The following is a 21,620-nucleotide window of genomic DNA, read 5'->3' on the forward strand; positions in this document are numbered from 1 at the left end:
CCGGCGGCCCGAAACTCGCCGTGATTGATCGCCGGTACTCCCGGGTACCCGGCGGGCAGAACGCTCCGAGGAGGTGCCCCCATGATCGAAAAGACCGAAGACCGGTCGGTCGGCGAATTGGTCTCCGACCTGAGTGACGAGGTCAAACGTCTCGTCCGCGACGAAATGCGACTCGCCGTCGCCGAATTGCAGGGCAAAGGAAAACGAATGGGGCTCGGTGCCGGATTGTTCGGCGCGGCGGGCCTCTTCGCCCTGTTCGGCGTGGCGACCCTGATCGTCGCGGTGGTACTGGCACTCGCCCTGGTCATGCCCGCGTGGCTGGCCGCCGTGGTGACCGGCGCGGCGCTGCTGCTGATCGGCGGACTGTCGGCCGTGGTCGGCAAGAAGGAGATCGCGAGCGCGACACCGCCAGTGCCGGAAGAAGCCATCGAAGGTGTCCGCGAGGATGTCGACATCGTCAAACAGGGAGTGCGCTCATGACCGATTTCCCCAAGAACGCCGAAGAAGCCCGCGCCGATCGCGACGTGACGCGCGAGGAACTCACCGAGACCCTCGACGCGTTGGGCCAGAAGCTCGACGTCAAGGCCCGGGTCAACGACAACCTCGACGCGAAGGTCGATGAGGCCAGCGCCAAGATCTCCGAGAAGGTTTCCGAACCCGCGGCGGACAAGTTCCGCCAGGGCACCGAAGTCGTCCGCGCCCATCCCCTGCCGATCTTCGCCGCTGTTCTCGCACTGCTCGTGACGATCCGGCTGATCATGCGAAAGAGGTCTTCGTCGTGAACAAGGTGCTCTACAAACCGCTGAACATGGTCGTGAGCGCCGCGGGCGGCGTGCTCGCCGGGATCGCGTTCAAGCAGATCTGGAAACGTGTGAGCGGCGAGGAAGACGCGCCCAACGCCACCGACCGGGACTTCACCTGGACTCAGGTGATCGTCGCCGGCGCCGCGCAGGGCGCGATCTTCGGCGCGGTGAAGGCGGCGACGGAACGGGCGGGCGCGGTCGGCTACCGCAAGGCGACCGGCGACTGGCCCACTGAGGACTGACGATGCGCGTAGTAATCATCGGAGGCGGGTTCGCCGGTTACAACGCCGCCAAAACCCTCCGCAAGGCGGCGGGCGACGACACGGAGATCGTCGTGCTGAACCCCACCGACTACTTCCTCTACCTTCCCCTGCTGCCCGAAGTCGCCGCCGGGATCCTCGAACCACGGCGGATCTCGGTGTCCATCCCCGGTACCTTGCGCGGCGTGCGCCTGGTGCTCGGCACCGCGACGTCGGTCGACTTCGACGGCCGCAGGGTGAGCTACACCGACCCTGAAGACCGCGAACACGAAATCGGTTACGACCGTCTCGTGCTCGCCGCGGGCAGCGTCAACAAGCTGCTCCCGATCCCTGGCGTGGCCGAGTACGCCCACGGCTTCCGAGGTCTCCCTGAGGCCCTCTACCTACGGGACCACATCACCCGGCAGGTGGAACTCGCCGCCTCCGCGAAGGATCCGGCCGAACGCGACGCGCGCTGCACGTTCGTCGTGGTCGGCGCCGGCTACACCGGGACCGAAGTCGCCGCGCAGGGTCCGGCGTTCACCACGGCGCTCGCCGCCCGGCATCCCGAACTGGACGGCCAGAAGATCCGGTGGCTGCTGCTGGACGTGGCCGACCGTGTCCTGCCGGAACTCGACCGGCGGCTCGGCACCACCGCGGACGAGGTGTTGCGGGCACGCGGCGTCGAGGTGCTGATGAAGACGTCCGTCGACAACGCCGACGAAAAGGGCGTCACGCTGACCTCGGGTGAAGCCGTGCCGACCTGCACCCTCGTCTGGTGCGTCGGGGTCCGGCCGGATCCGCTGATCGAGGACTTGGGCTTGAAGACGGCCAAGGGCAGGCTCGTCGTCACCACGCAACTGAACGTCCCCGGACGGCGTGACGTCTACGCGTGCGGCGACGCGGCCGCCGTCCCGGATCTGACCCGGCCCGGCGAATACACACCGATGACCGCCCAGCACGCCGAACGGCAAGGGAAACTCGCCGGGCGGAATGTGGCCGCGTCGCTCGGGTACGGGTCGCACGGCACCTACCGGCACCATGATCTCGGCTTCGTCGTCGACCTCGGCGCGCATCAAGCTGCGGCGAACCCCTTGCACATCCCCCTTTCCGGGCTCGCCGCCAAGGCGGTGACGCGGGGGTATCACCTGCTGGCCATGCCGGGCAACCGGCTGCGCACCGCCACCGACTGGGCGCTGGAAGCGGTGACGAAGCGCCAGACCGTCCAATTAGGACTGGTGCGGTCGGCCTCGGTCCCGCTGGACACCGATTCCCCGGAACTACCGCGCATGAAGCGTTAGGCGCTAGCGCCGCCGTCGAGGACGATGTCGTGCCCCACGACGTACGCGGACTCGTCGGAAGCCAGCCAGAGCACGGCCGCGGCGATCTCCTCGACCTTGCCGATCCGGCCGAGCGGGATGACCGCGCCGAGCCGTTCGGCGCGGTCGGCCTCGGTCTCACCGGGCCGGAACGACATGCCGGTGTCGGTGGCGCCGGGGCTGACCGCGTTGATCCGGATGCCCTCCGCGATGTGGTCGCGGGCGGCCGTCCGGGTCAGCACGTCCACGGCGGCCTTCGAGGCGGCGTAGGCGGCCATGTTCGGGAGGCGGGTGTGCGAACCGATGTTGGACGCCATGTTGACGATGACTCCCCCGCCGCCTGCCCGCATCTGCGCGATCTCGTGCTTCATGGACAGCCAGGTGCCGGTGAGGTTCGTCTGCACGACGGCGGTGAAACCGTCTTCGTCGAGGTCCGCGGTCGGCGCGGGGCTGCCGAGGACGCCCGCGTTGTTGAACGCGATGTCGAGTTTGCCGTGCCGTCGCACGGTCTCGGTGACGAGACGCTCGACTTCGGCGCCGACACCCACGTCGGCGGCCACCGCGTCGGCCGCGCCGCCTTCGGCCTCGATCTCCTTCACGGTCTGACGCAGCTTCTCGCCGTCCCGGCCGGAAACGACGACCTGCGCGCCTTCGCGTGCGAAGGCCGCCGCTGTGGCACGGCCGATCCCGGAGCCTCCCCCGGTGACCAGGACGACTTTGCCGCTGAATCGCTTCTCCACAGTACCCAACTTTCTGGTCCGATCGTTCTAGTATTTATGCATGACAACATCAATGCGGACGGGATCAATGCGGACGGGCGGCTTCGAGGACCGCGATGGCCTGCTTCGCCGTCCCCTGGGCCCGCGCCTCGGGATCCGGCCCCTTGCCCAGCACCCGCATCCCCTGCAAAACGGTGAGCAGGAAGGCGGCGAGTGTTTCCGGGTCGGTGGCGGCGTCGAGTTCGCCTTGCGCCTTCGCCCGGCTCAACGCCATCCTCAAGGCCAGTTCGAGTGCATCCCAGCTGCGCTCGACCACGCGCGCGACCTCGGGATCTCTCGGCATCATCTCCATGGCGGCGTTGACGACGAAACAGCCCTTGCGTCCCGATTCGCCGAGTACTTCGGCGAGAAAGCGGTCGATGAGCCGCCGCACCCCGTCGAGCGCGGGCCCCGGTCCGGCGAAGTCCTCGACGAACCGCTCGTTGCCCCGGGCGATGTAGCGGTTCAAGGCGGTCAGGTACAGCTCATGCTTGGTGCCGAACGTCGCATAGAGACTGGCCTTGCCGATGCCCAGCTCGGCGACCAGGTCGTTGACCGAAGTCGCCTCGTACCCTTGCCGCCAGAACAGTTCCAGCGCGGCACCGCAGGCCGCGTCGACGTCGAATTCCTTTACCCGGGACACGTGAGCAGCGTAGCCGTATCTAGACCGATCAGTCAAGAAAGAGAACCGCTACCGCCCCGAGTCGTAGGCCGACCGGGCCTCCTCGACCTTCGGCAGATTCTCCGTCGACCAGTCCGCGAGGGTCGCGAATAGCGGCGCCAGGCTCCGGCCGAGATCACTGATCTCGTACTCGACCCGGGGCGGCACCTCCGCGTGATAGGTCCGCGTGAGGAGTCCGTCGCGTTCCAGTTGCCGTAGCCGCTGGGTCAGCACCTTCGGCGTGATCGTCCCGATCCGTCGCTCGAGTTCGACGAACCGCTGCCTGCCGAACTCGTTGAGCGCCCACAGGATCGGCGTGGTCCAGCGACTGAAGACGAGGTCGACCACCGGGGCGATCGGACAGGCCTGCTCGGGAGTGGTCAGGGCATCGGCGCGCATGGGGTCAAGGTACGCGGGTCCGCCCGGGTCGTCTTCGACACAGGAATCGGACACCCCATCACCCCACCTTTGCGCGTAGCGTTCTCTTATGGACTTGACCACCGAAAGGCTCGTCGTCCGTGACTGGTCCGAGGACGACGCCGAAGCCGCGCTGGCGATCTACGGCACCGCCGACGTGACCCGCTGGCTCACCCCGGCGATGGACCGGGTGACCGACGCCGCGGCCATGCGCTCGGTTCTCCAGGCCTGGCAACAGGCTCAGCCCAACCTCGTGCCGCCGCGCGGAAGATGGGCGGTGCAGCGCAAGGAGGACGGCGCGGTCGTCGGCGGACTGGGCATCCACCTGCTTCCACCGTACGAAGAGGACCTGGAGATCAGCTGGCAGCTGCATCCGGACGCCTGGGGCGAGGGATACGCCTCCGAGGCCGCCCGCGCACTGCTCGGCTGGGCGTTCACCCAGGACACGGACGAACTCTTCGCCGTCGCGCGGCCGAACAACGTACGTGCCATCGCGACCGCGAAACGGCTCGGGATGGTCTGGGTCGGCGAAACCGAGAAGTACTACGGACTTCGCCTCCAGGTGTACCGCGTCAGGCACACAGACGTAATCTAGGGCGCGTCTGAGCTGAAGGCGTCCTTCAGCCGCACTGACCTAGCCCGAATCGCCACTCACGACACCTGTACCGAGTACTGCCTGAGAGACACGCCCTAGCCGCGTCGGTCCACTCGGGACACTTCGCCAGCCACCGAGACGGCGTGCCCCGCCCCGCGCCCGTCCGCCGTGGCGACGATCCGTCCCCGCTCGACCCGGACCGCGGCCTCGGTCTCGTCGCTGACCGCGAGCACTCCCCCGGCGGCCGCCAGCGTGCCGGTCACGTCGCACACCACGCGCACGCCCGGCCAAGCCCGCTCCGGGAAGGCCTGCCGCAGGCCGCCGCACACTTCCGCGACGATCAGCCGGGTCAGCGGGACCAGCTCGTCGGGCTCGCTGGTCACGACGACCACGGTGACGTCGCGACCGTAGGCCCGCACGGCCTCTTCGGCGGCGACCAGCCGATGGGTGCCCAGGACGATCACGACGCCGTCGGCGGGGATGAACGTCTCGGCGCGCACGAGGTCGACGGCCTCGGGCGGTGACCACGGCCGGTCGGCCGGCTGCGCGGCGGGCGCGATCACCGGCGGCGCCCACCAGTCGTTGAGGGCCAGCCCCGCCAGTCGCTCGCAGGCACTCACGACGTCGAAGGGTTCGACGAGTCCCGGCGCGGCGGCCGCCAGCTGGCCGGCGCCGTGCAGCGTGGTCAGCACCGTTTCCGCGAGCCGGATACGGCGCGGGATCGGCGCTCCCGCCGGACGTTCCGGCGGATCGAGCCGTTCCAGCGCGAGTCCGAGCAGCAGCCCGTTGAGCTTCACCAGCTGAGCGAACGGACGCCGGATCCGCTCGTCGGCCAGCACTTCCGGCATCAGATCGCGCGCGAGACCCGTCTGGTCGTCACCCAAGGGAAGCGCCGCCACCCTCGCCCTCGCGAGTGCGCCCAACGCGTCCTGGAGCGTCTCGCCCGGCACGGCGTGCGGCGCTCCGGCGGACCGTTCCGCCAGTTCGGCCAGGACGGCGAAGTACAGCGCGCGTTTACCGGGGAAGTTCGAGTAGACCGCGCCGCGGGTGAGTTCCGCCCGTTCGGCGATGACGTCGATCTTGGCGTCCCGGAAGCCCCGGTCCGCGAACTCGTCACGCGCGGCGGCCAGCACCTTCGTGCGATTGCGCTCCTGCGTCTCCGCCCTGCTCAGCCGGACCATCGGCCTCCTGTCGTCCAGCACGATTGCCCTCGGACCGTAATCAAGATACCTTGAGCATTCAGATGATGAGAACATCTGATTTGAACATCCGAACTGGGAGACCTGCCTTGTCCGACGTTCCCGAGATCCTCCTGACCGACCCCGAGGTCCTGCGCGATCCGTTCACCGCGTACAGCCCGGTCCGTGAGCGCTCCCCCATCGCCAAGCTCTCCGCGCCGGGGTTCTCGATGTGGGCGATCCTGCGCCACGAAGAAGCACGGAAGATGCTGAGCGACTCGCGTTTCGCCCTGAGCTCGGCCAGCTACCAGCGGATGGAGATCCCCGAGCACTGCCGCCCGTACATGCGGTCCATGCAGGAGGTCGAAGGCCCGGAACACCTCCGGCTCCGGCGCCTCGTCTCCCCCGCGTTCACCCCGCGCAAGGCCGCCGCGCTCCGGCCGGGGATCGAGCGGCTCGTGGACGACCTCCTCGACGGCCTCGCCGGACAAGACCGGATCGACCTGGTCACCGCCTTCGCCCGCCCGCTGCCGGTCGACGTGATCTGCGCGCTGGTCGGCATCCCCGAAGCCGACCGCCCGCGTTGGCGCGAGTACGGCACCATGGTCGCGGCGGGCGACGGCCCCGGGCTCGCGAAGGCGGTTCCAGGGATCGTCGAGGACTCACTGGCCGCCATCGCGAACCGGAAGCTCGAGCCCGCCGAAGACGTCGTCTCGCAGCTGCTCCAGATCCAGGCTGAAGATGGCGACAGGCTCAGCGAAACCGAACTGGTCGCCCTGGTCTGGCAGCTGGTCCTTGGCGGCCAGGTGCCCGGCAACCTCATCGCCAACTCCGTCGAGATCCTGCTCTCCCACCCTGACCAGCTGGCCGAACTCCGCGAAGACCCGGCCCTCATGCCCGGCGCGGTCGAGGAACTGATGCGCTGGTGCAGCCCGCAACTCCTGACGGTCCCCCGGCTCACCACGACTGACGTCCGGATCGGCGATGTCCTGATCCCCGAAGGAGAACCGGTTACCGTCGCGATCGCGGCGGTGAACCGGGATCCGAGGGCGTTCACAGACCCGGACGTCTTCGACATCCGGCGCGCGGCGGGGCCCGCGTGGCATCTGGCGTTCGCCCACGGGCCGCATTTCTGTCTCGGCGCCTCACTGGCCAGGGTGCAGACCGAAGTCGCGCTCACCGCACTGCTTCGCCGCTTCCCCGATCTGGCGCTCGTGGACGGACTGCTGCGGATCCCGGATCCGGGCACCTGGCGGCTGAACGCGCTACCGGTCACCCTGCACGCGACGGTTGCGAACTGAAACACGTTCTAATAATGTGACCGGCTGTGAGACACGGGATAGTGCTGTTCACCAGTGACCGGGGCATCACACCGGCGGCCGCCGCGCGGGCGGCGGAAGCGGCGGGCTTCGATGCCTTCCACGTGCCCGAACACACGCATATCCCGGTCAAACGGGAGGCTCCACATCCGCGCACCGGCGACGCATCGCTGCCCGACGATCGCTATCTGCGCACCCTGGATCCGTGGGTCGCGCTGGCCACCGCGGCCTCGGTGACCACGCGGATCCGGCTCGCGACGGCGGTGGCCCTCCCGGTCGAGAGCGATCCGATCACGCTGGCCAAGACGATCGCCAGCCTCGATCACCTCTCGGGCGGGCGGGTCACCCTCGGCGTCGGCTTCGGCTGGAACGTCGACGAACTGGCCGATCACGGCGTGCCCGGCGGCAAGCGGCGGACGGTCCTGCGCGAGTACGTCGAAGCGATGCGCGCGCTCTGGACGGACAACGAAGCCTCGTACGCCGGCGAGTTCGTCTCGTTCGGCGCCAGCTGGGCCTGGCCGAAACCGGTTCAGGCGCATATCCCGGTGATCGTCGGCGCGGGCGGGACGGAGAAGACGTTCCGCTGGATCGCGAAGTCCGCCGATGGCTGGCTCACCACCCCCGGCGACACGGACATCGAGGACAAAGCACGACGGCTACGCGAGATCTGGCACGAAGCGGGTCGTTCCGGGGAACCGGAGATCTCCGCTCTCGGTGTCCGTCCGGACCCGGAGAACCTGGCCAAGCTGGAAGCCGCCGGAGTCACCGAGACGATCTTCGGGCTCCCGGACCGCTCCCCCGACGAGGTCGAGGCCTGGCTTCAGCGCCTCGCCGGAAAACTCAGCCTGCCCGCTGGGAGTCGATGAGGTACCGGCCGTCCTGCTGGACCAGGGTGAAGGTCTCCTTCCCCGTCTTGGTCCCTCCCGAGGCAGTGACGTAGGTGAGCGTCGCCGTCACGGTGTTCCCGGATTCGGACACGTTCGACACGGTCACCGAGCGGTATTCCTTCCAGTAGCCCGAGTACCGCTCGAAGCTCTGGTTCCTGCTGCGCTTGAAGTTGTCGGTCAACGTCGCGAACCCGGCCTGGAGATTCCCCGGGATGAGCGCGTAGTAGGCCGCGAGCGCCTGCCCTGGCGTCTGCGCCGGAGGCGGCGCGGAAGACGACGTGGCCGGGGGCGGTGATGACGACGGGGGCGTCGAAGAGGACGGCGGCTGCGGTTCGGGAGAGGACGGCGGCGGGGTGACGGCCTGCGACTGCGAGGCAGGCGGCGGCGCGGCGTCCGACGGCGTGTCCTCGCCGCGCGTGAGCATGACGACCACGGCCGCGGCGACGGCGGCGAGCACGAGGAACCCGGCGAGCACGCCGATGAGCATTCCCTTGCGTGCCTTCGGCGGCGGTTCCTCGGCGACGAGTGTCGTCGGCTCCCCCGCCGCCAGCGCCCGCAGTTCCCGCTCGGTCTCGGTCATCGTCGGCCTGCTGTCCGGCCGGACGTCGAGAAGCCGGTTCAGCAGCGGCGTCAGGGTGCCGGATTTGACCGGCGGGGTGATCTCCCCGCTGGACGCGCGGTACAGCAGCGCGATCGGGTTCTCCGCCGTGCCGTAGGGCGTGCCGCCTTCGAGCGCGGTGTAGAGCGTCGCGCCGAGCGAGAACACGTCGGAAGCGGAAGTGGCGTCCTCGCCGCGGGCCACCTCGGGCGCGAGGAACGCCGGCGTCCCGGAGATCTCGCCGGTCGCGGTGAGCTGGACGTCCCCCATCGCCCGCGAGATCCCGAAGTCGGTGATCTTCACGGTGTCGTCTTCGCCGAGCAAGACGTTGCCTGGCTTGATGTCACGGTGGACGATGCCCGCCCGGTGCGCGGCCGCCAGCGCCGAGCACAGCTGGATGGCGAGGCGGATGACGTCGTCGACCTCCATCGGCCCTTCGCGCAGTTTGTCCGCGAGGCTGATCGAGGGGAGGTACTCCATGATGATCCACGGGCGGTCCTGCTCGTCGATCACCCCGAAGACGGTGATGGCGTGCGGATGGACCAGCCGCGCGGCGATCCTGGCCTCGCGCAGCGCGCGATTCTTGGCCTCGTCGGCCTTCTGCTCCCCTTGCCCGTGCGGCAGAAGGAGTTCCTTGATCGCGACCGTGCGCTCCAGGTTGTCGTCGCGTGCCCGCCACACGGTGCCCATGGAGCCGCCGCCGACGGGCTCGATGAGATCGAACCGGTCGGCGAGGCGGCGGATCTCCTCCATTGTCGACGTCCCCCTGGGAGCTGTGGTGTTCGCGTGAACCTTGCCAGCATGCCAGGAACGCGCCGGGGCACAGGACCCGGCACGGTGGTTTTCGGCGCGGTGTCGGTCACGTAGCGGGCTGGGCCGTTCAGCGGAACCCCGCCCCTTCGGCTGCCCGAAAGTTCGTATCCCGGACGGCCTGGGGCGCACTTTACTTCTCCAGGTGTGGCCTGATCTCGAGAAAGGGCGGCGATGCGGGAAACCATCGGCGGACGTGGCGTGCTCGAAGGCGCGTTCACGTTGCTCGAAGCGCTCAACGAGCATGGCGGGCAGGCCGGGCTGACCCAGCTCGTGCGGGCCACCGGGCTCCCGAAGACCACCGTGTACCGGCTCCTCGACCAACTGGCCGACCTCGGCGCGGTCGAGCGGGCGGGCCGCGGCTACCGGATCGGCTCACGGGTGTTCCGGCTCGGCCGGTTCTGGCAGCCCGAACTGCGTGACCTGGCCAAGGAATGGCTGCCGTCGCTTTCGGCGCGGATGCGGGTGAGCCTCGTACTCGCGGTCCCGAGGGAAGGCCGCGCGCTGGTCGCTGCGGGAGCCGTCCTGCCAGCCGACGACGTCCCCGCGTGGCCGGGCAGCCCGCTGCCGCCCGGGACCGCCGCCGGACGGCTTCTCGCCGCTCACCATCACGCGCTCGCGGAACCGGACGCCGACGCACTGGAGATCCGTTCAGCCGGGTACGCGGCGGAGTCGGAGACCATCACGGCCGGACTCGGCTGCGCCGCCGTCGCCATCAGGACCCCGGACGGCCGGGTCGGCGCGGCACTCGCCGCCGTCCTGCCCGTCCGGCGCGACCCGGTTTCGCTGGTCACGGGATTGGCGAGCACCGCGCGTTCTTTCAGTGCCGCGCTCGCCGAGCACTCACGGCCGGACCGGGCCGGATGATCGACGAACACCGAACAATTCCCGATCAACGCGGAAAGCGGACCAGCCACCGAATTCGGGCGGAATATTTCCGACGAGATCCCGCATTTACCTCACGCTGCGTCCGCAGACGACGACTCCTGGCACGAAAAATCATGGATTCCCTTGCCATCAGGTCATTTGGGTGACTGATCGCATACCGGACAACCATCGTCAAGACAATTCAATCGCCTTTCCCTCGCGGTTCCGGACAGAAGCGGCACACGTACGGTTCAGGAATTCTTTCGACCAAGGAGGGAATTCCTTGCAAAGACTTCTCGCGTCCGTGTCCGCATTTCTCGTCGTGGTGTTCGTCGCGTCCGCGACCACGGCCGTCCCGGCACAGGCCGGGTCCCTTTCCGGACGCCCGGTCGTGGCCGGGATCGACCTGGAGCGCGCCACGATCCCCGATCTGCAACGGGCGATGCGCTCCGGGCGGCTGTCCTCGGTCGAACTGACGGCCTTCTACCTGCAACGGATCCGCAAGCTGAACCCGACGCTGCACGCGGTGCTCACCACGAACCCGGACGCGCTCCGGCTCGCCGCGGCCAGCGACCTGCGGCGGCACCGGCATCAGTCGAAGGGCCCCATGGACGGCATTCCGGTGCTGCTCAAGGACAACATCGACACCGCGGACCGGCAGCCGACCACCGCCGGATCGACCGCGATGCTGGAATCCCGCCCCTACCGCGACGCCGGCGTCGTCGAAAACCTGCGCGAGGCGGGCGCGGTGCTCCTCGGCAAGGCCAACCTGTCGGAGTGGTCCAGCTACCGTTCCACGAGTTCGTCGAACGGCTGGAGCCCGCTCGCCGGTCAGACCGCCAATCCCTACGTCCTCGACCGCAATCCGTGCGGTTCGTCGGCCGGTCCGGGGGTCGCGGTCGCGGCGCATCTGGCGACCGTCGCCGTCGGGACCGAGACGGACGGTTCGATCAGTTGCCCGTCCGGCGCCAACGGCATCGTGGGTGTGAAGCCGAGCCTCGGGCTGGTCAGCCGGAGCGGGATCGTGCCGGTGTCGAAGCAGCAGGACACCGCGGGCCCGATGGCGCGCAACGTGGTCGACGCCGCGATCCTGCTCGCGGCCCTCAACGGCTCCGACCGCCGTGACCCGATCACCGTCGACGCCGCCCGGCAGTCACTCGACGACTACACGAAGTTCTTGCGCCCCAACGCCTTGCGTGGCAAGCGGATCGGTGTCTGGCGCGAGGTGTACACCCCGGACGACGCGACGAAGGCGGCGTTCGAGCAGGCGCTGAGCAGGCTCCGGAAGCTCGGCGCGACCACGGTGGAGATCACCATCCCCTACCTGGACGTCATCGCGGCCAACGAATTCCCCGCGATCAGGACCGAGTTCAAACACGACCTGAACGCCTACCTCGCCTCCACCGGCGGCGAGCATCCCGCGGACCTCGCCGCGCTGATCCAGTACAACCTGGACCACGCGGCGGTCGAAATGCCGTACTGGACCCAAAATCTGTGGGACCGTTCGCAGGCCACCACCGGTGACCTGAACGATCCGGCCTACCGCGCGATGCGGGAAGCCGCGACGAGCGCCGCCCGGCGAGGACTCGACGAGACGCTGCGCGGGAGCAAGCTGGACGCGATCGTGGCGCCGACCAACAACGCCGCGTGGAAGACGCGACTCGGGACCGGTGACGGCGCGCTGCTCATCGACTCGTCCGGCCCGGCCGCGGTTTCGGGCTACGCCAACATGACTGTCCCGATGGCGTACTCCGGGCCGTTGCCGCTGGGGCTGTCGATCATGGGCGGACGGTTCAGCGAACCGTCGCTGCTGGCCATCGCCTACGCCTTCGAACAGGACACGAAGGTCCGGCGACTGCCGACGTTCATCCCGTCCATCGGCTAGGTGATCGGCCAGGTACCTACCGTCGGGCTTCGGGCTTGGCGCGGGTCCGTGAAGGCCTCCTTCCCCAAGTACATGAAGGCCCCCATCACTGCGCTAGACGCAAGGAAGGGGACCTTCACGTACTTCATCCCGAACCGAACTGACCACGGGTCGGTCGTGAGTGGCGTTTCGTGTCAGGCCGAAACGCCACTCACGACCCCCGCCCCTACCAGGCCTTGCCGAACTTGATGCGGTACTCCGGGTCTTCGGCGGGCTTGCCCGCCCCCTTGATCCTGGCCTTGGGCTTGCCCGCCTTCTTGCGTTTGGCGGCCAGCGTCTCCGGATCCCACGGGTTCTCGAGCAGGCCTTCGGCGTCCTCTTCCTTCGGCTGCTCGTCCGTCACTGCGCGGCCGCGGGTTCCTTCGGCACCGGCTTGACGGCCCAGAGGCCGGAGTTCCCGGCCGGTTCCGCCATCTCCTTGACGTCGCTGAAGTCGCTCCCCTGCCGGGCGAGGAAGACGCCCATCTGGCGCAGGTCGCCCATCTTGCGGACCGAGGCCTCGATCAGGTCGCTGACGGCCTGGGCGAACCCGTTCAGGGCGCGCAACATGTTCGCCGCCTCACCCGGAGGGTTGAACCAGTCCTCGATGAAGTTCGTCGTAGCCTCGACGAGCTGGTTGGCGCACTCACTGATGAATCCGATCGCGTCGCCGTAGGTCTCGTAGACGATGTCGATGCAGCTCTCCATCGTGCCGGCGATCTCGTTGAACACGCCTTCGTTGCGCGAGATCCGCTTGGTGGCGTTGATCGCGTACGTGTTGTACGAATCGAACCCACCACCCTGCCAGTACGCGACGAGGTTGTTGCGGGAGTCGTCGATGTAGGTCTCGGAGTCGACCATGTACGCGGCCTGGCCCCACCAGACGGCGAGTTCTTCCATCCGGTCGGCGTTGCCGAAGAGGGTGGTCCGGATCATGTCCAGGGCGTCGAGAGCGCCCTTGTGCTTGTGCTTCTCAGCCTTCTCCCGGACCTTGTTCGCGCTGTCCTCCGGCCATTCGGCCTTCTCGCGTGTCGCCATGCTCTGTTCCTTAACTCTCTGGAGGCCTAGAAGCGCTTGTTCGCGTCGTCGCCGCCCATGTAGCCGAACTTCTCGTAGTACTCGGCGTCACGGTTCTCGTACTCCTTGGCGACCTTGTCCAGTGCCGCCTTGACGTCCTCGATCTGCTCGATCCCGGTCCGAGTGGTCTTCATGATGGCCTCGCGGGCGGCGTTGTAGTCGCGGTCGAAGTTGGTCTTCATCCCGAGCAACCCCATGTCGAGGGGCACCATGACCGCGTAGTCACTGCCGAGCTTGAGGAACTCGTTCCACGCGTCCCCCGTGTTCACCCAGGCGTCGGCGTTCTTGCGGAGGGCGTCCGGAACGACGTAGTAGCCGGTACCTTCGATGTCTGCCAAAGTCGTTCTCCGTTCAGCGGGGGCGCGTGGCCGTGAGGGCCTGCTGCCTGAGTTCTTGCACGTGCTCCTCGGCGGCGACGATCGCCTCCAGCAGGCTCGCGCTCAACGCGGTGGCCGTGGTGTAGGGCAGGTTTTCGAGGTCGATCTCGATCCGCTCCAGCCGTCCGGTACCGGAGACCTCGATGACGCCGAGATCGTCGGGGATGTCGACCTCGATGGTCTGCGCCTGTGCGGCCGCGAGCGCTTGTGTCCGCGCCGCGTACTGCTCTTCGATCTCGCTGACCAGGTTCTCCAGCCTGCGCCTGCGGCTCACGCGGACACCCCCGGCAGGATCTCCGCGAACTTTTCACGACCGGCGGCGCCTGCCGCCGCACGTGCGGCGGCGATGGCCTCGATCGTGTCCGGGCCGATGTTCTGCGGGTAGGCCTGACGCAGCGCGTCCGCGCTGACGTCGAGGTCGGTCAGCCGTCCGTTCCCGTCCACCTCGGCTTCGACGAGGCCACTGTCCGAACGACCGGAGAAGCGTTCTTCGGCCTGTTCGGCGGCGAGACGTTCGAATTCCGCGGCCTGCGCCTCCCAGGCAGCCATTTCCGCAGCCGTTGGCGGCTCCCAGTCGTATCCGTTCATACGATGTATGCAAACACCGTTGACTTTGCCAGGACGGGAGTTTCCGGACATCGCCGGAGACATTGTGGCCCAGATCACCCTGTCGACCGTCACCCGGCGGCGTCGACCAGGAACGCGAGGCTGCGCTCGGCCTCCGCGACGACGGAATCGCGCTCGACATGGCCGTCGATCACGAGCGTGGCCAGCCCGTGGAGCAGGCACCAGAGCGTGACGGCGAACCCGCCAGGATCGTTCCGTTCGCCCACCCGATCGGCCAGCACCGCACAGGTCTCCCGGTGTGCCTCTCCGAGTTCGGGATGCGCGCCGCGGTCGCAGATCCCGGCGCCCGCCATCAACCGGTACAACGCGGGATTCTCCAGCGCGAAGCCGAGGTAGGAATGCCCGAGCGCGGTCACCGTACCGGCGCCGCAGCCCCGCAGGCAGGCGTGCAGTTCGGCGTGCCCCTCCAGCGCGACCGCCACCAGCAGCGCGTCCTTGTCGCGGAAATGCCGATACGGCGCCGCGGTGGACGCGCCCACCTTCGCGACCGCGCCGCGCAGGCTCACCCCCTCGGGACCTCGCTCGACGAGGAGCTCGCGTGCGGCCAGGACGAGCGCACGACGGAGATCCCCGTGGTGATAGGAACGTTTGACGATCATGGCGGACCCCCCAGCCCTTGATGCCACGCGAACGCCACACCTTAACCGCGGGCTGCTCGGTGGAGCCGCAGACACCATATCCACGTCGTGAGGGCGCGCGAGGCGTCACTGTGTGGATTTTGGGACGTCAGATGTCCCAAAATCCACACGGTGACGCGCGAAAGGTCCGGTCATCCTCCGACTGGAGCTATCACGTGTTCGCCAGATTCGAAACCGGCGCCGCGCTGCGATCATGGTCTGATGGCCGATGACTCTCACCCTCCGGAGAAGTCTCGAACCCGGCTTCCCTCGCCCTCTGGGAGGGAGCATCGCACGCTGTCGAATCGCACCATCACCCTGTGTGCCGGGCTCCTGCTCGCCTTCGCCATCGCCGCTTGCTGGCTGCTGTTCTTTCTCTACGGACGGGGAACCGACGCCGACAAGGCACGGTTGGAGGGCGTGCGCACCGTCGGCACGATCGTGCTCGGAGCCGGTGGCGCCATCGCCTTGCTACTGGCCGCTCGACGCCAACAGACAGCGGAAGAGGACCTCGTGACCAAACGGCACGACCTCTTGTTACGTGAGCAGGCCAATGACGACGCGCGCCACGACGCGGCGGAACGGCGGATCAGCGACCTCTATCTCAAGGCGGTCGAGCAGTTGGGAGCGGACAAGGCACCAGTCCGGCTCGCCGGACTCTACGCACTCGATCGCCTGGCGCAGGACAACCCAGCCCAACGTCAGACCATCGTCAATGTGATCAGCGCCTACCTTCGCATGCCTTACGAGCTTCCTGAAAAGCCTCCTGATCCTAGTGCGGAAAAGGAAAGCCACGACGAATACCGAAGCGCCATCCAAGAACGCGAAGTGCGAACAACCGCCCAGCGGATCCTGGCCGACCACCTCGATCCGAACTACCGGGACGGCAAACGGTTCTGGCCGGACATCGATCTGGACCTCAGCGGCGCGTTGCTGATCGATGTCATGTTCCGCGACTGCCGGCTCGACAACGCCCGCTTCTCGAACGCCCGATTCCGCGGCGACACACTGCTCATGGGCGTTCACTTCGACGGCGAGACCCGATTCGACGGGGCCACGTTCACCGGCGACACGTGGTTCTCGGAAGCACAGTTCACGGGGGACGTGCGGTTCGACCACGTCACCTTCGAAGCCGACGCTAGGTTCGACGAAGCGTCTTTCAAAGGCACCGCGACGTTCCGCTCGGCCATGTTCCTTCGAGAAGCCCGGTTCGAGAGCACGACGTTCACCGGAAGCGTGGTTTTCAGCAAAGCGACCTTCACCAGTAGCGCGAAGTTCGACGGCGCCACATTCTACGAAGAAGCCTACTTACCGGATGTGACGTTCGCGCACAGGTCGTACTTCACCGAAGCCTCCTTCGGAGGCGACGCCTGGTTCAACCAAGTGATCTTCAGCAGCTACACCACGTTCGACGGCGCGACGTTCAGCGGCGACATCAGGTTCACCGACTCGACCTTGGACGGCGTCCCCTTTGTTCCCTCTCAACTGCGACCACACAAGCCGTTCGAAGACGAATGACGACGGCATCTCCCCTTCAGCTCACCGGGTGATCCGCCAGGTCGTTCGCCGCGACATATCCGAAGGTCATCGCCGGGCCGATCGTCGACCCGGCGCCCGCGTAGCTGTTGCCCATCACCGCCGCGCTGGCGTTCCCGGCGGCGTACAGCCCGGAGATGACCGAGCCGTCCACCCGCAGGACCCGCGCCCGCGCGTCGGTCCGCATCCCGCCCTTGGTGCCGAGGTCGCCCGGGACGATCTTGAACGCGTAGAACGGGGGTTCCCAAAGCGCGGCGAGACATGAATTCGGCAGGACGTACGGGTCGGTGTAGTAGTGGTCGTAGGCGCTGGCGCCCCGGCGGAAGTCACTGTCCACACCGGACAGCGCCTGGCCGTTGAACCGGTTGACCGTGGCGCGCAACGCCTGGGACGGGACGCCGATCGCGGCGCCGAGCGCCTCCACGGTCCACGCCTTCTTGACCGCGCCTGCCGAGTACCACTCTTCGGGGAGCGGCAGCAGTGGCGCGACGTCGCGGAAGAGGTATCGGTTGCGGTAGTGCTGGTCGACGACCAGCCACGCCGGGATCGTGGGCGACGTCGGGTTCCGGTCGTACATCGTGTGCACGACGTCGCTGTAAGGCGCCGCTTCGTTGACGAACCGTTTGCCTGCCGCGTCCACCATCAGCCCACCGGGCAGCGTCCGCTCGGCGAGGCAGAAGTAGGGCTCGCCGGGCAGTGGGATCGCCGGGCCCCACCAGGCGTCGTCCATCAGGTCCAACGCCGCTCCGGCGCGCTTTCCCGCCAGGATCCCGTCGCCGGTGTTCGACCGGGCACCGACCGTCCATTGTGTACCGATCGGCTGACGCTGGTATTCCGCCCGCATGGCGGCGTTGTGCTCGAACCCGCCGGAGCCGACGATGACACCGCGCCGCGCCTTCACCACGCCTGCCGCGACGGTCACGCCGGTGACCTTCCCGTTCTCGATGACGAGATCGGCCAGAGGCGTGTTCAACCACACCGGGACACCGGCGCGCTGTAGTCCTGCCCGCAGGCCCGCGGCCAGCGATTGCCCCATGGTGAGCGGTTTCTGGCCGGCGAGCGCGGCGGCCGTGCCGCGGGCGAGACAGGCGGCGGCCACCGCGGCGCCTTTCGGGTTGACCGCGGCCAGCGCGAGCCATTTGTAGTCGGCGCTGAAGACGACCATCCCCGCGGGCGTGGCGAGATAGGGCGCGTTCAGGTTGGCCAGTTCGGCGCCGAGGACGTTCCCGTCGAGCTGATCGGGTTCGATCGAACGGCCGTCCGGCTTCCCTCCCGGCAATTCCGGGTAGTAGTCGCTGTAGCCCTCCATCCACCGGAACCGCAGCGGACTGTTGGCCATCACGAACGAGAGCATCGCCGGGCCGTTGGTGAGGAACGCCCGCTGCCGTGAGGCGGGGATCGACGGGCCGACCACGGCGGCCAAGTACCGTGCGGCCTCTTCCGGGGTGTCGCGGACGCCTGCCGCCGCCAGCACCGAGTTGCCCGGAATCCAGATCCCCGCCCCCGACCGGGCGGCCGAACCGCCGAACTTCGCCGCTTTCTCCAGCACGACACAGCTGAGCCCACGTCTGGCGGCCGTCAGCGCGGCGGTCATCCCGGCCGCTCCCGCGCCGACCACGACGACGTCGTACTCGCCGATCACCGCGGCGTCGGCCGAAGCCGTTCCGGCGAACGGAAGTCCCGAAGCGAGGGCGATCCCCGCACCGGCGGCGGCGGTACCGCGCAGAACCTGGCGCCGGGACAAGCGGGGGTCGGGACTCATGAATCCTCCTCGCGTGGGGATCGAGCGAGGTCATGGTCTCCAGCCGAGCGCAAAAGTGAAACAAGTTCTACCCGCTTGGAGCAGGCGTGGCCGGTCGCGCTCGGCCGGTCACCTCAACCGGCGCTGGCATTCAGCCCAGAGCGCGGACCAGGTCCAGCGCGCGGCCGAGCGTGGCGAGCCGGTCGGCGACCGTCTCCCCCGCCGGGTACAGCCGGACCGTGTCGACCCCGGCGTCACGCCAGACAGCCAGCCGTCGCGCCACCATCGGTTCGGTGCCGATCAGCGTCGTGCCGAGCACCATTTCGTCGGTCACCAGCGCGGCGGCGCCTTCCCGGTCGCCGGCCTGCCAGCGTTCCCGCACCGCCGCGGCGACCTCGGCCCAGCCTTGTCTGCTGTAGGCGTTGTTGTAGAAGTTCGTCTTCGCCGAACCCATCCCGCCGAGGCTGAACGCGAGTTCGGCCTTGCGGCCCGCGACCATCCCGCGCAACTCGTCCTCGTCCCGGGCGAACGCGACCTCGGCGCCTTGGCAGACTTCGAGGTCCGCCCGCGACCGGCCCGCCTTCGCGAGACCGGCGTCGAGATGCGAGAAGTAGGCCTCCGCCCCCTCCGGAACGAAACTGGTGCCCAGCCAGCCGTCCGCGATCTCGCCGGTCAGTTCCAGGAGCTTCGGCGAGAGCGTCGCCAGGTGGATCGGGATGTCCGGATTCGGCGTCGTCGACAGCCGCATCGGTTTGGCGTCACCCGGCAGCGGGATCTCGAACTCCTTGCCGGTGAACGAGATCTTCTCCCCCGCGAACGCCTGGCGGATGATCGCGACTGTCTCACGCATCCGCGTCAGCGGCCGGGCGAACGGAACGCCGTGCAGGCCCTCGATCACCTGCGGCCCCGAAGCCCCGAGCCCGAGTGCGAACCGGCCACCGGACAGCTCCGAGAGCGTCAGCGCCGCCTGCGCGATCGCGACCGGGCTCCGTGTGCCGAGCTGGATGATCCCCGAGCCGAGCCGGATCCGCTCGGTCCGCGCGGCGAGATAGCCGAGCACGGACGGCGCGTCCGAACCCCACGCCTCGGCGACCCAGCAGTCGTCGAGACCGAGCTTTTCCGCCTCCAGCACGAAATCCAGCGTGTCCCGCCAGCCGCGCGAGGCCTCGACCGTGGTCGCCGTCCGCATCACGCGCCGGCCGCCTCGGCCCGTTCCTTGATCGCGGCGAGGGTCCCGGTCATCGCGTTCTCGAATTCACGCAACCGGACAAAGACGATCTTCTCCTCCTTGTCCGGCATCTGCTCGATCGCCAGCGAAAGGCCCGACCGGCCCGGCCCGAGCCGCATCCACTGCCGGAGCTTCGTACCGCCGTTCTCGGGCTCCAGCGTGAAGCGCCACAACGCGGTCGGCGTCTCGGGGTCGTGAACCGCCCAGGTGAAGACGCGCGGCGCCTCGCATTCGACGACGTGCGACGTCGTCTCCCATTCGCCGAGCGCGTCGTGCCTGCTGCGGCCGACGAACCGCCTGCCGACCGCGGCGCCACCGGCCGCGCCGTCGCACCATTCGGCCGCTTGGAGTTCTTGGCTCATCTCCGGCATCAGCCGCACGTCCGAGACGATCGACCAGACGCGCTCCGGGACGGCATCGACCCAGGCCTCGACCTCGACCGTCGGCTGGTCGGCGTATTTGGCGCCGGTCCACTCCATCGTGGCCCCTCTCCATGCTCGTGACCTCGATAGTTGCGTAGATAGACTTACGTTGTCAAACCTTCCTGGGCGGCGAAGCGGCGCACCACGTCGGGGCGGCTCGCGAGCTTCGACGGGTAGCCCGGCCCGAGTCGCGCCCGGGTGTTCTCCGCGGTGAGCGGCCCTGCGCAGTGCGCGCAGACGACCTCGGCGTGCGTGTCGTGCCCGCAGGTGTCGTGCTGGAGGGTGATCGGTGGCCCATCCTCCCCGGAGAGCCAGCGGTCACCCCACCGCGTCATCGCGGCGAGCACACCGTAGAAATCGGCGCCCTTCTCGGTCAGCACGTAGTCGTAACGGACCGGATCGGCCTGGTAGGCCCGCTTTTCCAGCAGCCCCTCGCCGACGAGGCGGCGCAGCCGGTCGGCGAGGGTGTTCCGCGCGATGCCGAGTTCCTGCTGGAACTCGTCGAACCGGCGGATCCCGTAGAACGCCTCCCGCAGGACCAGCGGCGTCCACCAGTCGCCGAGCAGGTCCATGGTGCGCGCGATCGAGCACGGCCACTGCGCGAACGAAGTCCGTTTCATGCCCGCGAGCCTACGCCTGAGGTAATTGATCCGGTCATTCCTCCACCTATTCTCCGGCGCTCAGGCGCTGGCACGAAATGTTGCGATCCGGTCAAGGAGTTCCCGCGCGTTAATGTCATCCAATCGTCTCCGCGCGCATTCCGACAGCGGCCGTAAACGATCCCGCGTCCGCGCGGAACGGATTCCGTCCGCGATCTCCATCGCGGCGAGGCCGACCTCCGCCGCACGGTCGAGGTCGCCTTCCAGTGCGTGGTCGACGGCGAGCCAGATCATCGTCAGCGAACGGCTGCGCGCCATGTCCGGGCCGTAGCCGTCGATGGCCTCGGTCAGCGCGGGGATGGCCTCCCGGCTGTGACGGACGTCGACGAGCCTGGCGAGTTCGGTGCGCACCGTGCCGATCATCGCGGCCATGTCAGTGGCTGTGAAGAAAGCCGACCACGACGGGACGACGTCAGCCGAGGAGCTGGCGAACTGTTCCGGGGCAAGGGAAAGCTTGTCCAGCGCCTGGGGGACGTCACCGAGCAGCGCGTAGGCCCATGCCTCGTTCGCCGAGAGGATCGCCTGCGACAGCGGCGTTCCCGCCCGGCGCGCCGCGAGCTGCCCCTGACCGAACTGATCGAGTGCCTCCACCGGAGAGCGGTGATGCAGGTACATCCGGCCGAGCCGGTAGTGGATGTTGGCGGCGAGATCGTCGTTGCCCGCCTCCGCCGCGAGTTCGAGCGCGCGACGGAAGTGCCGCTCCGCCCGGACGGGGCGGCCGGAGTCGAATTCCGTCCAGCCGACCAGATTGTGCAGATCCGCGACCACGCCGGCCAGCCTCCGCGCCAGCCCCTCGGACATCATCCCTCGCCGCAGTGCCATGCCGTAGGGCTCCAGCACCCGCAGAAGTTCGCGGCATGCCCCGCCGCCTTCCCGGTAGTCGCGCGCGCGAAGCGTGCCGATGACGCCCTCGAGCCGATCGATGTCGGCCTGCCCGACGCGCATCGGGAGCCGCTCAATCACCGCGGCGTCCCTGAACCCT

General features: G+C 68.4%; 26 protein-coding genes. 10 read left to right on the forward strand and 16 right to left on the reverse strand.

Features of this window, described 5'->3' with window-relative positions; translation table 11 throughout:
- Positions 1-81: 81 nt before the first annotated feature.
- From ACLARN_RS16870 to ACLARN_RS16885, 4 genes are read left to right on the forward strand one after another with little or no spacing between them, the layout of a single operon-like run.
- Positions 82-480: a phage holin family protein gene (locus ACLARN_RS16870; protein ID WP_409492349.1), complete on the forward strand. Its 399-nt coding sequence runs from the start codon at positions 82-84 to the stop codon at positions 478-480.
- Complete coding sequence (locus ACLARN_RS16875) at positions 477-782, forward strand: DUF3618 domain-containing protein (protein WP_409492350.1); 306 nt, start codon at positions 477-479, stop codon at positions 780-782. The genes ACLARN_RS16870 and ACLARN_RS16875 overlap by 4 nt, the downstream gene beginning before the upstream one ends.
- Positions 779-1,045 (forward strand): DUF4235 domain-containing protein, encoded by a 267-nt coding sequence (locus ACLARN_RS16880; protein WP_409492351.1) that lies wholly within the window; start codon positions 779-781, stop codon positions 1,043-1,045. Before ACLARN_RS16875 ends, ACLARN_RS16880 begins: the two co-directional genes overlap by 4 nt.
- Positions 1,046-1,047: 2 nt before the next feature.
- Entirely contained in the window at positions 1,048-2,343 is a 1,296-nt protein-coding gene (locus ACLARN_RS16885; protein WP_409492352.1) for an NAD(P)/FAD-dependent oxidoreductase, read from the forward strand.
- On the opposite strand, the gene ACLARN_RS16890 is transcribed toward ACLARN_RS16885, so the two are convergent.
- The 3 genes from ACLARN_RS16890 to ACLARN_RS16900 form a co-directional block, all read right to left on the reverse strand.
- Complete coding sequence (locus ACLARN_RS16890) at positions 2,340-3,101, reverse strand: glucose 1-dehydrogenase (protein ID WP_409492353.1); 762 nt, start codon at positions 3,099-3,101, stop codon at positions 2,340-2,342. The two genes, ACLARN_RS16885 and ACLARN_RS16890, sit on opposite strands and share 4 nt — an antisense overlap.
- 64 nt (positions 3,102-3,165) lie before the next feature.
- Positions 3,166-3,762: a TetR/AcrR family transcriptional regulator gene (locus ACLARN_RS16895; protein WP_409492354.1), complete on the reverse strand. Its 597-nt coding sequence runs from the start codon at positions 3,760-3,762 to the stop codon at positions 3,166-3,168.
- 48 nt (positions 3,763-3,810) lie between these two features.
- Complete coding sequence (locus ACLARN_RS16900; protein ID WP_409492355.1) at positions 3,811-4,179, reverse strand: winged helix-turn-helix transcriptional regulator; 369 nt, start codon at positions 4,177-4,179, stop codon at positions 3,811-3,813.
- A gap of 88 nt (positions 4,180-4,267) precedes the next feature.
- Between ACLARN_RS16900 and ACLARN_RS16905 the strand changes: the two genes are divergently transcribed.
- Positions 4,268-4,792, forward strand: a complete 525-nt coding sequence (locus ACLARN_RS16905) for a GNAT family N-acetyltransferase (RefSeq protein ID WP_409492356.1) — start codon at positions 4,268-4,270, stop codon at positions 4,790-4,792.
- A 95-nt stretch (positions 4,793-4,887) separates the two neighbouring features.
- Here ACLARN_RS16905 and ACLARN_RS16910 read toward each other — a convergent pair whose 3' ends face one another.
- Positions 4,888-5,973: a TetR/AcrR family transcriptional regulator gene (locus ACLARN_RS16910; protein WP_409492409.1), complete on the reverse strand. Its 1,086-nt coding sequence runs from the start codon at positions 5,971-5,973 to the stop codon at positions 4,888-4,890.
- A gap of 107 nt (positions 5,974-6,080) precedes the next feature.
- Between ACLARN_RS16910 and ACLARN_RS16915 the strand changes: the two genes are divergently transcribed.
- Positions 6,081-7,271, forward strand: coding sequence for a cytochrome P450 family protein (locus ACLARN_RS16915; RefSeq protein ID WP_409492357.1), 1,191 nt, complete (start codon positions 6,081-6,083; stop codon positions 7,269-7,271).
- 26 nt (positions 7,272-7,297) lie between these two features.
- A complete protein-coding gene (locus tag ACLARN_RS16920; RefSeq protein ID WP_409492358.1) occupies positions 7,298-8,155 on the forward strand; it encodes an LLM class F420-dependent oxidoreductase in 858 nt (285 codons plus the stop codon).
- On the opposite strand, the gene ACLARN_RS16925 is transcribed toward ACLARN_RS16920, so the two are convergent.
- Positions 8,130-9,527: a serine/threonine-protein kinase gene (locus ACLARN_RS16925; protein WP_409492359.1), complete on the reverse strand. Its 1,398-nt coding sequence runs from the start codon at positions 9,525-9,527 to the stop codon at positions 8,130-8,132. The two genes, ACLARN_RS16920 and ACLARN_RS16925, sit on opposite strands and share 26 nt — an antisense overlap.
- Before the next feature lie 231 nt (positions 9,528-9,758).
- Here ACLARN_RS16925 and ACLARN_RS16930 point away from each other — a divergent pair, with 231 nt between their 5' ends.
- The gene (locus ACLARN_RS16930; RefSeq protein ID WP_409492360.1) at positions 9,759-10,451 is read left to right on the forward strand and encodes an IclR family transcriptional regulator; all 693 of its coding nucleotides are present in this window, start codon (positions 9,759-9,761) and stop codon (positions 10,449-10,451) included.
- 283 nt (positions 10,452-10,734) lie between these two features.
- Complete coding sequence (locus ACLARN_RS16935; protein ID WP_409492361.1) at positions 10,735-12,336, forward strand: amidase; 1,602 nt, start codon at positions 10,735-10,737, stop codon at positions 12,334-12,336.
- 205 nt (positions 12,337-12,541) lie between these two features.
- Here the strand turns inward: ACLARN_RS16935 and ACLARN_RS16940 are convergent, their stop codons facing one another.
- The 6 genes from ACLARN_RS16940 to ACLARN_RS16965 all read right to left on the reverse strand — a co-directional run bounded on the left by ACLARN_RS16940 (position 12,542) and on the right by ACLARN_RS16965 (position 15,034).
- Complete coding sequence (locus tag ACLARN_RS16940) at positions 12,542-12,718, reverse strand: hypothetical protein (protein WP_409492362.1); 177 nt, start codon at positions 12,716-12,718, stop codon at positions 12,542-12,544.
- The gene (locus ACLARN_RS16945) at positions 12,715-13,392 is read right to left on the reverse strand and encodes a hypothetical protein (protein ID WP_409492363.1); all 678 of its coding nucleotides are present in this window, start codon (positions 13,390-13,392) and stop codon (positions 12,715-12,717) included. The genes ACLARN_RS16940 and ACLARN_RS16945 overlap by 4 nt, the downstream gene beginning before the upstream one ends.
- A 26-nt stretch (positions 13,393-13,418) precedes the next feature.
- Positions 13,419-13,769 carry a hypothetical protein gene (locus ACLARN_RS16950; RefSeq protein WP_409492364.1) on the reverse strand — a complete coding sequence of 117 codons (351 nt, stop codon included), beginning with the start codon at positions 13,767-13,769 and terminating at the stop codon, positions 13,419-13,421.
- 13 nt (positions 13,770-13,782) lie between these two features.
- On the reverse strand, positions 13,783-14,082 hold the full coding sequence (locus tag ACLARN_RS16955; RefSeq protein WP_409492365.1) for a hypothetical protein: 300 nt from the start codon (positions 14,080-14,082) through the stop codon (positions 13,783-13,785).
- On the reverse strand, positions 14,079-14,357 hold the full coding sequence (locus tag ACLARN_RS16960) for a YbaB/EbfC family nucleoid-associated protein (protein ID WP_409492366.1): 279 nt from the start codon (positions 14,355-14,357) through the stop codon (positions 14,079-14,081). The genes ACLARN_RS16955 and ACLARN_RS16960 overlap by 4 nt, the downstream gene beginning before the upstream one ends.
- A gap of 128 nt (positions 14,358-14,485) precedes the next feature.
- Positions 14,486-15,034 carry a TetR/AcrR family transcriptional regulator gene (locus ACLARN_RS16965; protein ID WP_409492367.1) on the reverse strand — a complete coding sequence of 183 codons (549 nt, stop codon included), beginning with the start codon at positions 15,032-15,034 and terminating at the stop codon, positions 14,486-14,488.
- A gap of 240 nt (positions 15,035-15,274) precedes the next feature.
- Here ACLARN_RS16965 and ACLARN_RS16970 point away from each other — a divergent pair, with 240 nt between their 5' ends.
- Positions 15,275-16,570 (forward strand): pentapeptide repeat-containing protein, encoded by a 1,296-nt coding sequence (locus tag ACLARN_RS16970; RefSeq protein WP_409492368.1) that lies wholly within the window; start codon positions 15,275-15,277, stop codon positions 16,568-16,570.
- Between the two features lie 16 nt (positions 16,571-16,586).
- Here ACLARN_RS16970 and kstD read toward each other — a convergent pair whose 3' ends face one another.
- The 5 genes from kstD to ACLARN_RS16995 all read right to left on the reverse strand — a co-directional run bounded on the left by kstD (position 16,587) and on the right by ACLARN_RS16995 (position 21,583).
- Positions 16,587-18,350 (reverse strand): 3-oxosteroid 1-dehydrogenase, encoded by a 1,764-nt coding sequence (gene kstD, locus ACLARN_RS16975; RefSeq protein ID WP_409492369.1) that lies wholly within the window; start codon positions 18,348-18,350, stop codon positions 16,587-16,589.
- A 130-nt stretch (positions 18,351-18,480) separates the two neighbouring features.
- The gene (locus ACLARN_RS16980; RefSeq protein ID WP_409492370.1) at positions 18,481-19,518 is read right to left on the reverse strand and encodes an LLM class flavin-dependent oxidoreductase; all 1,038 of its coding nucleotides are present in this window, start codon (positions 19,516-19,518) and stop codon (positions 18,481-18,483) included.
- Complete coding sequence (locus ACLARN_RS16985) at positions 19,518-20,036, reverse strand: SRPBCC family protein (protein ID WP_409492371.1); 519 nt, start codon at positions 20,034-20,036, stop codon at positions 19,518-19,520. Before ACLARN_RS16985 ends, ACLARN_RS16980 begins: the two co-directional genes overlap by 1 nt.
- Before the next feature lie 47 nt (positions 20,037-20,083).
- A complete protein-coding gene (locus ACLARN_RS16990; protein ID WP_409492372.1) occupies positions 20,084-20,599 on the reverse strand; it encodes a winged helix-turn-helix transcriptional regulator in 516 nt (171 codons plus the stop codon).
- Between the two features lie 60 nt (positions 20,600-20,659).
- Positions 20,660-21,583: a tetratricopeptide repeat protein gene (locus tag ACLARN_RS16995; RefSeq protein WP_409492410.1), complete on the reverse strand. Its 924-nt coding sequence runs from the start codon at positions 21,581-21,583 to the stop codon at positions 20,660-20,662.
- Positions 21,584-21,620 lie beyond the last annotated feature (37 nt).

Source organism: Amycolatopsis sp. cmx-11-12 (assembly GCF_046269425.1).
Taxonomy (GTDB): Bacteria; Actinomycetota; Actinomycetes; order Mycobacteriales; family Pseudonocardiaceae; genus Amycolatopsis.